This is a genomic window from Tepidibacillus infernus (genome assembly GCF_048898065.1).
GTDB classification, from domain to species: Bacteria; Bacillota; Bacilli; order Tepidibacillales; family Tepidibacillaceae; genus Tepidibacillus_B; species Tepidibacillus_B infernus.
Window position 1 is genome coordinate 1 of sequence record NZ_JBLWFI010000006.1, and the last position, 10,535, is coordinate 10,535.

9 protein-coding genes and 3 rRNA genes are annotated in these 10,535 nt (G+C 36.1%); all 12 read right to left on the reverse strand.

Annotation, left to right across the window (positions count from 1 at the left end):
* Window positions 1–75: ribosomal RNA gene (locus TEPIDINF_RS14580) — 16S ribosomal RNA — on the reverse strand; the annotation flags it as partial.
* 592 nt (window positions 76–667) lie between these two features.
* Entirely contained in the window at window positions 668–1,741 is a 1,074-nt protein-coding gene (gene buk / locus TEPIDINF_RS14585; protein WP_068727880.1) for a butyrate kinase, read from the reverse strand.
* Window positions 1,734–2,291: a 2-oxoacid:acceptor oxidoreductase family protein gene (locus TEPIDINF_RS14590; RefSeq protein WP_068727878.1), complete on the reverse strand. Its 558-nt coding sequence runs from the start codon at window positions 2,289–2,291 to the stop codon at window positions 1,734–1,736. Before TEPIDINF_RS14590 ends, buk begins: the two co-directional genes overlap by 8 nt.
* A 12-nt stretch (window positions 2,292–2,303) precedes the next feature.
* A complete protein-coding gene (locus tag TEPIDINF_RS14595; RefSeq protein WP_068727876.1) occupies window positions 2,304–3,050 on the reverse strand; it encodes a thiamine pyrophosphate-dependent enzyme in 747 nt (248 codons plus the stop codon).
* Window positions 3,047–4,111, reverse strand: a complete 1,065-nt coding sequence (gene vorB / locus TEPIDINF_RS14600; RefSeq protein WP_421692396.1) for a 3-methyl-2-oxobutanoate dehydrogenase subunit VorB — start codon at window positions 4,109–4,111, stop codon at window positions 3,047–3,049. The genes TEPIDINF_RS14595 and vorB overlap by 4 nt, the downstream gene beginning before the upstream one ends.
* A gap of 20 nt (window positions 4,112–4,131) precedes the next feature.
* Window positions 4,132–4,344, reverse strand: coding sequence for a 4Fe-4S binding protein (locus tag TEPIDINF_RS14605; protein WP_068727896.1), 213 nt, complete (start codon window positions 4,342–4,344; stop codon window positions 4,132–4,134).
* Window positions 4,345–4,372: 28 nt separating this feature from the next.
* Window positions 4,373–5,341: a bifunctional enoyl-CoA hydratase/phosphate acetyltransferase gene (locus TEPIDINF_RS14610; protein ID WP_421692397.1), complete on the reverse strand. Its 969-nt coding sequence runs from the start codon at window positions 5,339–5,341 to the stop codon at window positions 4,373–4,375.
* Window positions 5,342–5,436: 95 nt separating this feature from the next.
* Window positions 5,437–6,537: a Leu/Phe/Val dehydrogenase gene (locus TEPIDINF_RS14615; protein ID WP_421692398.1), complete on the reverse strand. Its 1,101-nt coding sequence runs from the start codon at window positions 6,535–6,537 to the stop codon at window positions 5,437–5,439.
* 273 nt (window positions 6,538–6,810) lie between these two features.
* Window positions 6,811–8,214, reverse strand: a complete 1,404-nt coding sequence (locus TEPIDINF_RS14620) for an amino acid permease (protein WP_068727868.1) — start codon at window positions 8,212–8,214, stop codon at window positions 6,811–6,813.
* Window positions 8,215–8,318: 104 nt separating this feature from the next.
* The gene (locus tag TEPIDINF_RS14625; protein WP_068727866.1) at window positions 8,319–9,926 is read right to left on the reverse strand and encodes a sigma 54-interacting transcriptional regulator; all 1,608 of its coding nucleotides are present in this window, start codon (window positions 9,924–9,926) and stop codon (window positions 8,319–8,321) included.
* Between the two features lie 178 nt (window positions 9,927–10,104).
* Window positions 10,105–10,221 (reverse strand): 5S ribosomal RNA (gene rrf, locus TEPIDINF_RS14630).
* Between the two features lie 214 nt (window positions 10,222–10,435).
* Window positions 10,436–10,535: ribosomal RNA gene (locus TEPIDINF_RS14635) — 23S ribosomal RNA — on the reverse strand; the annotation flags it as partial.

A 10,535-nucleotide genomic window follows, 5' to 3' on the forward strand; every position in this document is an offset into this window, starting at 1 on the left:
CCTCTAGCGTTCGACTTGCATGTATTAGGCACGCCGCCAGCGTTCGTCCTGAGCCAGGATCAAACTCTCCATAGAAATTCTTAGCAATTTATTGCTTAGAAGTTCTTGTCCTGTGATTCAGCTACATGAGCATCATCATAAGGGCATAAAAAGTTATCCTTAACTCTAAAAATTGATTAGGTCCACATTTCTGTGGTACGCTTGGCTTTTACACTGTTCAGTTTTCAAAGAGCAATTTTAGCGTTTACCATAAAAGATTGTTGCTTGTCAATCATCTTTTAGAACTTTCCTATCGCCTGTTTTAAAGAATGAAACTTATCAACAGCGACAAAATTTATCTTATCAAATATTATGTTAACTTGTCAACTGTTATTTTTTATTTTATCAATCGCTTCATTTATAAGGTTTCATGAAGCGACAATTCATATACTACCATGAGTCACATTTTGTCGTCAATGATTTTTTTGATCCTATTGAAAATTTGTCTTATAGGCGACTTGGTTAAATTCAATTTGTCAGAACTCCTTTATTGTTTGCAAAAATAATAAATGACGCGATACCCAATTGGCACATGTTCATGCTCTGCAACCGAATCAATGAAGTTTAAACTAAACATCATTGATTCGGCATTACATACAGCACACCTTTTATTTTTCATAATTCCTTTTTAATTATATACTTTTGCCTCTTCTTCCCCACTTAGAATACGTAATGCTCCAAAGGCTAAAGATTCTAATTCTTCCTCACCAGGTATAATATAAATTGGGGCAATAAACCTAATTTTTTTACTTATTTGCTCAACAATATAATCGGAAAAAGCTAACCCGCCGGTAAGAATAATGCCATCAACTTCTCCATTTAGTACTGCAGCCATTCCACCAATTTCTTTGGCGACTTGATAAATCATCCCATCTAAAATGGCTTTTGCCTGTTGATCACCATTATTCATTCTTTCTTCTACTTCTATGGCATTCTTTGTTCCAAGATATGAATAAAACCCACCTTCTTTAGTTAAACGAGATAACATTTCTCTCTCAGTAAACGTTCCTGAATAACATAATTTAACTAGTTGATATGAAGGAAGGCCACCAGCTCTTTCTGGTGAATAAGGTCCTTCATTATTTGCGTTATTTACATCAATTAATTTTCCTTGGCGCTCAGCTACAACAGAGATTCCACCACCTAAGTGAACAATAACAAAATTAAATGCATCATATGGTTTACCAAGCTGATTAGCCACTTTTCTAGAAACCGCTTTAATATTTAACGCATGTACATGACTTTTCCTTTCAATTTCTGGAATACCCGATAAACGTGCAACTGACTCCATTTCATCTACCACTATTGGATCTACAATAAAAGATGGGATTCCTAAAGGATGAGCTATATGGTAAGCCATTAGAGCTCCTAGATTTGAAGCATGTTCGCCATATTTGGATCCCAGTAGATCTTGCAACATTATTTCATTTACTAAATAAGTTCCACTAGCAAGAGGCTTTAAAAACCCTCCCCTACCCACGACTGCATCCAACAAATCCATAGAAATTTGGTGTTTCTTTAAACTTTCTAAAAGTATGATTAAACGATATTCTAATTGTGAAGCAATGTTTGAATAAGATAATAATTCCTGATCTGTATGTCGAACCGTATCTTTATATAATAATTTTTCTCCCTGATAAAGAGCAAATTTGGTTGATGTTGAGCCAGGGTTAATGGCTAAAATTTTATATTCTTTAGGCATATTGCTCCTCCAATGCCACAACATGCTCCATTCCTTTCTGGATCGCCTTGAGATTCATTTCAATTCGATCAGGTCTTTTGTTACCAAGCATTTCTTCCATTCCATTTCGAATATCATTCAGTGTAAGAATCGAGTTATATTTAAGAAATACACCTAACATCACCATATTCAAGAGAGATGAGGCACCTACTTCCTCTGCCATTTCTTGTGCGGGGATTGAAATCCATTCGACCATAGCAGATTCGGGTTTACCTTTTTTAATAATCGAACCATTTAAAATGACTTTCCCACCTTGTTTTACGTCTTTTACAAATTTATCTACTGAAGGTTCATTTAACGCTAGCAAATAGCTACATTTATTTACAATCGGAGAGGTAATAGGATGGTCGGAAATGGTAACAGAACAATTAGCCGTTCCTCCACGCATTTCAGGACCATAGGAAGGAATCCATGAAACATGTTTCCCAGCCATCATACCGGCATAGGCTAAAAGCTTTCCAACAAAAAGGATTCCTTGACCGCCAAAACCAGAAATAATGATTTGTTCCATATTCAACCCCTCCTATTTCAACATCTCAGGTGTTTTTAATTCACCTAAGGTATAATAATTTTTCAAATTGTCTTGTAACCATTGAAGTGATTGATTAGGAGACATACCCCAGTTTGTTGGACAAGTTGATAAAACACTAACCATCGTAAAACCTAAACCTTGCATTTGGATTTGAAATGCCTTTTTGATTGCTTTTTTCGCTTTTAAAACATTTTGAGGGGTATCTACTGAAACTGATGCAACATAGGCTGCCCCTGGAATATGACTAATTAGTAATGGTAAATCTAAAGGATATCCTGCTTGGCTCGCTTCTCGACCATATGGTGAGGTAGAAGTTTTTTGTCCAATTAAACTAGTTGGAGCCATTTGACCACCAGTCATTCCATAAATTCCATTGTTCACGAAAATCGTAGTTATTTTCTCTCCTCTTGCTGCTGCGTGTATCGCTTCAGCGATTCCAATCGATGCCATATCTCCGTCACCTTGATAAGTAAATACAATTTTATCTGGAAGAGACCTTTTTATTCCGGTTGCTACTGCTGGTGCTCTCCCATGTGCCCCACCTTGAAAATCAATATTAAAATATTGCTCAATAAAACCAGCGCAACCAACTGGGGTAACTCCTATCGTATCCCCTAAAAGATCCAATTCTTCTAAAACTTCGCCTAATATCCGATGAATAATCCCATGAGTACAACCCGGACAATAATGAAATGGTGTATCTGTTAATGCTTTTGTTTTTGTAAATGTAACGATCATATTCTCATGCCCCTAACATCAAAGGATTGATAAAACTTCTCTTTCATTTCATCATGCTGAGGTGTAATACCACCTTGTCTACTGTAAAAAGCAACTGGGGCGGCACCATTAACATTTAATTTTACATCTTCCACCATTTGTCCAGCACTCATTTCAACAACCATATACCCTTTCACTTTTTGAATAATCGGTGTAAATGCTTTTTCCGGAAATGGCCATAAAGTAATTGGACGAATTAAACCAACTTTGTGACCTTCTTCTCTTAAGGTGTCTACCACTCCTTTGACGATACGCGCACTTGTACCATAAGCTACAAAAACATATTCTGCATCTTCCATTCGGTAAACTTCCCAACGTTGCTCTCTTTCTTTAATTCCTTTATATTTATTTTCCAAATATAATGCCTTGGCTTCCCCTGCTTCATTTTGGAGGTTGTAAGAAGTAATCATATTACGTGGACGATCCTTTGCACCAGTTGTAGCCCAAGATTTATCTACTTCAATTGGTTTACGATTATGGAAAACAACAGGTTCCATCATTTGCCCAAGTACCCCATCAGCTAAGATCATGACAGGATTCCTGTGAAGATCTGCTAAATCAAACCCATCCATAATCAAATCTGCCATCTCTTGGACTGAACTTGGGGCAAGAACAATTAAGCGGTAATCTCCATGTCCTCCTCCTTTTACCGCCTGGAAATAATCAGCCTGTGAAGGGCCTAGACCCCCTAACCCTGGTCCAGTGCGCATTATATTGACAATAACAGCCGGTAATTCGTTAGCCGCTAAGAACGAAATTCCTTCCTGTTTTAAACTAATTCCTATACTAGAAGAGGCAGTCATTACTCTTTTTCCTGCACCAGCCGCGCCAAAAACCATATAAATCGCTGCAATCTCGCTTTCAGCCTGCAAAAAGGTGCCACCGACCTTTTGCATTTTTTGAGCCATATATTCAATAATCTCCGTAGAAGGAGTTATAGGATAACCAAAATAAAAACGACAGCCTGCTTGAATCGCTGCTTCCGCAATAGCTTCGTTTCCCTTCATTAAATATTTTTTCATCTCTCCATCCCCCTTTGATTTTATTTTTCTACAATGACTTTAATTGCGACTTCAGGACACATTAATGCACACTGTCTACAACCTGTGCATTGATCAGGTGCATGTTGAATGGCTGGATAATAACCTTTTTTGTTTGGTTCCTTTGCGATTGATAATGTATCTGTTGGACATGTAGCTACACATATTTCGCATCCTTTACATAAATCATCATTCACAACGATAAAAGCTCTCATTTCCTTCCCCCCCCTTTTGTTGTTCCAATTATTCAAGCCAATCACTTGATCGAAAATATAGGTTAGTTTCATTGACTGCCCCTTGATTAACAGAAACAACCGTTAAAGCAATAGAAGCTAATTTTGCCTTCGCTGAATCTGATCTAGAATTTAAAATAAGTGGAACTTTTGCACCTAAGACGACACCTGCCATAATTCCTTTTGCGAAATAGGTGATAGCTTTCCCAAAGATATTACCTGCTTCTATGTTTGGAACAAATAATAAATCAGCGTCTCCCTCAATTTCACTGTAAATCTTCTTATGATACAAAGATTCCTTACTAATGGCCAAGTCCAAAGGTAATGGTCCTTCCATGATCACAGAACCGAAAACACCTTTTTTTGCTTGTTGGGATAAATGATAACAATCAATCGTTACAGGCATTTTTTCGTTTACTCGTTCATTTGCTGACAATAATGCTATTTTTGGTTTTTCCATTCCCAATCGTTGCAAAAACTCAATTGCATTGAGTAAAATTTGTTCTTTTTGTATTAAATCCGGGGCAATATTAAGCCCCCCATCCGTCATATAATACAAATGATTAAATTCAGGTATTTCAAACGCTGATAAATGGCTAAGAATACGGCCTGTTTTTAATTGAAAATCCTTATGTAGAACTCCTTTTAAAAAGGGGGTACTATTAATAAAACCCTTCATAATAATCTGAGTTGTTCCTTCATTGGCTAACTTAGCTGCTACATAAGCAGATTCCTCTTCACTATTTGTTGGGAAAACCACAAAGTCTTGTAGATCAAAGCCCATCTGTGAGGTAATCCTTTCAATCTCTACCTTATTTCCAACAAAATATGGTTCGATTAACTCTAATTCTACAGCTTGTTTGACTGCAACGAGCACATCTTCATCGTGAGCTGCTGCAATACTTACTCTAACTGGTTTGGAGTTCTTTGCCTTTGTCATCACTTCTTCAAATTGTCTAAATCTCATCTTTCTCACCACCGGATCTTCTCTGACCAAATCTCTTTTAAATTGAATGTTTTAAAGGAAGAGAAGGGTAATGATCCCTTCTCCGAATAAAAGACAACCCATCTATTTTATCTACCTGTAAATTTGCTTTGAACTCTTCCAATTTTCTCAATTTTAGTTTCAACTAATACATCTGCTGCTTTATAAGTTGGAATATTTTCTTTTTTAGAAATCTCAAAGATCTGACCTAAAATATCATAAATTAAGCTAGCATTTTTAAATGCTCGATCTTTATTATAACCTTGCAATTCATCTGCTACTTGAATTAAACCACCAGCATTGGCAACATAATCTGGTGCATAAAGAATACCTTTTTCATGTAAAAGATCACCGTGACGATTTTCTGCAAGTACATTATTTGCTGCACCGCAAATCGCTTTACATTTTAATTGCGAAATAGTTTGGTCGTTAATTACAGCACCTAAAGCGTTAGGTGAGAAAATATCACATTCTACACTGAAAATTTCTTCCGGTTTTACCGTTTTAACTTGACGAAACTCTTCCTTTACTCTATGAACATTTTCTTCAAATATATCCGTTACAATTAAATTTGCACCTTCATCGATTAAATATTTTACTAAGTTGTGTCCTACTTTACCTAAACCTTGAACAGCCACAGTTAATCCATTTAGAGAATCTGTTCCAAAAGCTTCTTTTGCAGTTGCTTTCATTCCTCTCCAGACCCCATAAGCCGTAATAATTGCCGAATTACCACTTCCACCATATTCTTCAGGTAATCCAACCACATAGTTTGTTTGTTTTTTGGCAGATACAAAGTCCATTCCAACTGTTCCAACATCTGTTCCAGTATAGTAACGGCCCTTTAACGTTTCGATATAAGAGCCAAGTGATTGGAATAATTCATCTGACTTATCTTTCTTTGGATCGCCGATAATAACTGTTTTTCCACCACCATGCATTGCATTTGATACAGCACATTTATAAGTCATGCCTCTAGATAGACGTAATGCATCACGTAGGGCATCTTGTTCTGATTCGTAGTTCCACATCCTGCAACCACCTAGAGCAGGACCTAAAGTAGTATCATGAATAGCGATAATCGATTTTAAACCTGTTGCCTTATCATAGTTAAAAATAATCTGCTCATGTCCATATTTCTCCATCTCAGCAAAAATACTAAAAACATCTTTTTTATCTGTATTCGACATTTCTTTCTCCTCCTATAAAATGATAATTTTAAATCTCTAATCGCTTATTATGTTTTGTAGCAAAAATCATGCCAATTGATCATGAGGTCTATTTCGACACGCTACAATGGAAGAAAATGATCCTTTTTGAATATAAAAATGGATTGTATGCACATGTTTGTTTTATCTTACTCGAGTGTCAAAAAATATTGACAATATTTTTTATAGGTGATAAAAAAATTTATCAGCTTAAATAAGAAAACACCGACCCATTTTGATCGGTGTTTTTTCTCTTTAATCATGTTGTGAAATTGGCTTTGTTCCTACTGTGGTTTCACTCTTAACCGGACGACGTAATTTATAGCCAAGATAAAGGAATATAAACCATACAGGTGCTACATAAAGGGCAACTGACATCCCGTCAATAAAGGCCATTAAAACTACGACTAACGCTAAAAATCCCAATGCGATATATGAAGAGTATGGCCAGAAGGGCAACTTTAAAGTAAGATTATTAATCTCTTCTTTGCTTTTTGCTTTTCTAAAACGTAATTGAGTAATTAGAATGATTGTCCAGCTCGTAATAACCGCAACGGTTGCTACAGCAGAGATATACAGAAATACTTTTTCAGGTACAACGTAATTTAGAAAAACAGCAATCAGTAAAAAGAAGGCTGAAAAAAGAATCCCAACATATGGAGTGCTTGTTTTACTTAACTTCCCAAACACCTTTGGTGCATTATTTTGTAACGCTAAGTTATAAAGCATACGCCCTGTACTAAATAATCCACTATTAAAGGCAGATAATGCGGCTGTTAACACAACAAAGTTAATAATGGCAGCAGCAGCTGGAATTCCAATTTTATCAAAAATCAAGACGAAAGGGCTTCCATTTGTTCCAATTTCATTCCAAGGATAAAGAATCATCATGATACTTAATGCGCCCACATAAAAAATAAGAATTCGCCAAATCACCTTATTTACTGCATTTGGGATTGACTTTTGAGGATTTTGCGCCTCTCCTGCAGTAATACCTATCAATTCAACTCCACCAAAGGAAAACATGACCATCACTAGCGAAAATAAGATTCCAGTAAATCCATTTGGGAAAAATCCACCGTTTACCCACAAATTATCAAAACCGATAGGTTGTCCACCATTTCCAAACCCCAAGAAAATCATTAAGAGTCCAGCAATGATCATAGCTACAATAGCAACGACTTTAATAAGAGCAAACCAATATTCAAATTCACCAAATGCTTTGACATTGATCAGGTTTACAATCGTCATAATCAGTAAAGCACCCAAGGCTGATACCCATTGTGGAATATCAGGGAACCAGTAATTAACGTATACGCCAACAGCTGTAATCTCGGCCATCCCAACTACAACCCACATAAACCAATAGGTCCATCCAGTTAAATAACCAGCAAATGGTCCTACATAACGATTGGCATAAGAACTAAATGAACCTGATACAGGTTCCGCAACCGCCATCTCTCCAAGTGCACGCATAATAATAAAGATAATGATTCCTCCAATTAAATAAGATAGGGAGATAGCTGGTCCTGCCATTTGAATCGTTGTAGCCGAACCATAAAACAAGCCTACACCAATTGCTCCACCTAGAGAAATCATTTGAATATGGCGTTCACTTAGGCCCCTTTCTAACTGTTCTTTCTCTTGTGTTTGCTTCATACTACTCCTCCTGAAATTTTTTATAATTATATGGTTCTATCTATATTTTCTTGCAATTTTAGTGCCAAAATTGTTTGAAAAGAAAAAAATTTAACTATTCTATTTTAAAATTCATCATCTTTAATTTTATTTAGGATTGTCGTATTGGAAACACCTAGAATTCGACCAGCTTTACGGGAGGAATTATGGGTTTTCATCACTTTTAAAACGACTTGTTTTTCAACCTCTCTAACAATATCTTTTAGAGATGGCCATTGGGGTTCAATTGGGATCTTTATATGAAAATAATGATCGTTATTTTCAATTCTCCTTTCGATTCGTTGTTTCATTGGTTCTAAATTTGCCCATTCTAAAAAGTGCAGAAGCTTTATTTCTTGATCTGGAATTACATTGATGATTCGCTCTAATGTATTCTCTAATTGCCGGACATTACCTGGCCATTTTTGCGCCATCATATACTCAATTGCTTCTTTTGATAAATAGACTTGAAGTTTGTTTAATTTAATTCCTATCTTCTGAATTAAGTGTTGGGCAATTAAAGGAATATCCTTTGGTCTTTCACGTAAAGGTGGAATTCTAAGAGGAATTACATTTAATCTATAGTATAGATCTTCACGAAATAGCTTTTTACTAATCATTTCCTCAAGATTTTGGTGAGTTGCTGCAATAATCCGAACATCTACAGGAACCTCTTTATTCCCCCCTACTCTTCTAACTGCCTTTTCCTGTAATACCCGCAATAGCCGAACTTGAATTTGTGGAGAAATTTCTCCAATTTCATCTAAAAATAATGTCCCTGTATCTGCTTGCTCAAATAATCCTTTCTTTCCCCCTTTAACCGCACCAGTAAACGAGCCTTCCTCATATCCGAACAGTTCACTTTCTAAAAGATTTTCTGGTAAAGCAGCACAATTAATTGCAATAAAAGGAGATTTTGAACGATTGCTTTCCATATGAATCGCACGGGCAAATAATTCTTTTCCGGTTCCACTTTCTCCCCGAAGTAAAATAGAAGAATCACTTTTTGCTACCATTTTTGCTGTATCCACTATTTGCCTCATATTTGAGCTTTGAAAAATAATATCATCGAACGTCGTTAATGTTTTTTTTCGATCAATTTGTAATATCATCTCTTCAACTTGCTTGTAATCCTTAAGTGTAGCCACGGCTCCCATAATTTGATTTTTTTCATTTATAACAGGTACACCACTAGTTAAGTAGTGGAATACTCTCCGATCTTTTTTGATTTTAATTTCTTTATGTTTATATGATCTCCCATTTTTCAAGGTCTCAAGAATGGGTATTTTTGCTTCTAATAAATCTTCAATTTTCATTCCAATAGCCTTTTCTTTGGAATAATGAAGAATTTGACTAGCAACATCGTTCATATGAGTAATTTCACCCATTTTATTAACCGCAATAACCCCTTCACTTACTGAATTTAAGATGGTTGTTAATTCATGTTCCCTTTGCTCATAGGGCATGTGGTCACAATTTAAAATAGACAGAACTCCATCAATTTTATCTAATTGATCGATTAAATGTTGAAACTCGTCTTCTAGACATCTAAATTTAATAACCATCCCATGATTTGTTTTTGCTTCCATCCCTAATAAATTGATATTCTTATCCTTTAATACCTCCAAAATTTCATACCCTAGTCCTAAACGATCTCTAAAATCAATTCGGATGATAAATTCTTTTCTTTCCATAGGTCCCCCCACCTCAAAAACTCCCCCAATATACTTGTCTTACTTCTTTTTATCTCGTTTTGTAAGCGCTTTAATTATACAACAAAAATAATTGATATAGTTGTAATAAAAATCACATTTAATACGACCTACTTTCGTATATACAAAAAGACTACCTTTCGGTAGTCCTTTATTCTTTGCCTAGCAACGTCCTACTCTCCCAGGATCCTTCGATCCAAGTACCATCGGCGCTGGAGGGCTTAACGGTCGTGTTCGGGATGGGAACGAGTGTATCCCCTCCGCCGTCATCACCAGACATAGCACGACTTAGAGCATTAGCTCTTAGCGTGACTTGTACACTTTGTGTACATTTATTATTTAGTTGGTAATCATTTGTTTTTTACATTAGCAGCGACTTTTGGTAGTGTATTTCTCGCCTTATTTTTTATTCAAAGAAATACACGGACAACGGAGCGCGTTGTAAAATACAAATTGTTTTTACTTTCAAAACTAGCAGCAAGAAAAGCAATTAGGTTAAGCCCTCGACCGATTAGTATCCGTCAGCTCCATACCTTACGGTACTTCCACACCGGACCTATCAACCTTATCATCTTTAAGGGGTCTTACTGG

Coding starts and splice junctions, on each gene's coding strand:
- TEPIDINF_RS14625 (WP_068727866.1), bottom strand. CDS start 9,926: ATGGAAAGAAAAGAATTTATCATCCGAATTGATTTTAGAGATCGTTTA.
- TEPIDINF_RS14620 (WP_068727868.1), bottom strand. CDS start 8,214: ATGAAGCAAACACAAGAGAAAGAACAGTTAGAAAGGGGCCTAAGTGAA.
- TEPIDINF_RS14590 (WP_068727878.1), bottom strand. CDS start 2,291: ATGGAACAAATCATTATTTCTGGTTTTGGCGGTCAAGGAATCCTTTTT.
- TEPIDINF_RS14595 (WP_068727876.1), bottom strand. CDS start 3,050: ATGATCGTTACATTTACAAAAACAAAAGCATTAACAGATACACCATTT.
- buk (WP_068727880.1), bottom strand. CDS start 1,741: ATGCCTAAAGAATATAAAATTTTAGCCATTAACCCTGGCTCAACATCA.
- vorB (WP_421692396.1), bottom strand. CDS start 4,111: ATGAAAAAATATTTAATGAAGGGAAACGAAGCTATTGCGGAAGCAGCG.
- TEPIDINF_RS14605 (WP_068727896.1), bottom strand. CDS start 4,344: ATGAGAGCTTTTATCGTTGTGAATGATGATTTATGTAAAGGATGCGAA.
- TEPIDINF_RS14615 (WP_421692398.1), bottom strand. CDS start 6,537: ATGTCGAATACAGATAAAAAAGATGTTTTTAGTATTTTTGCTGAGATG.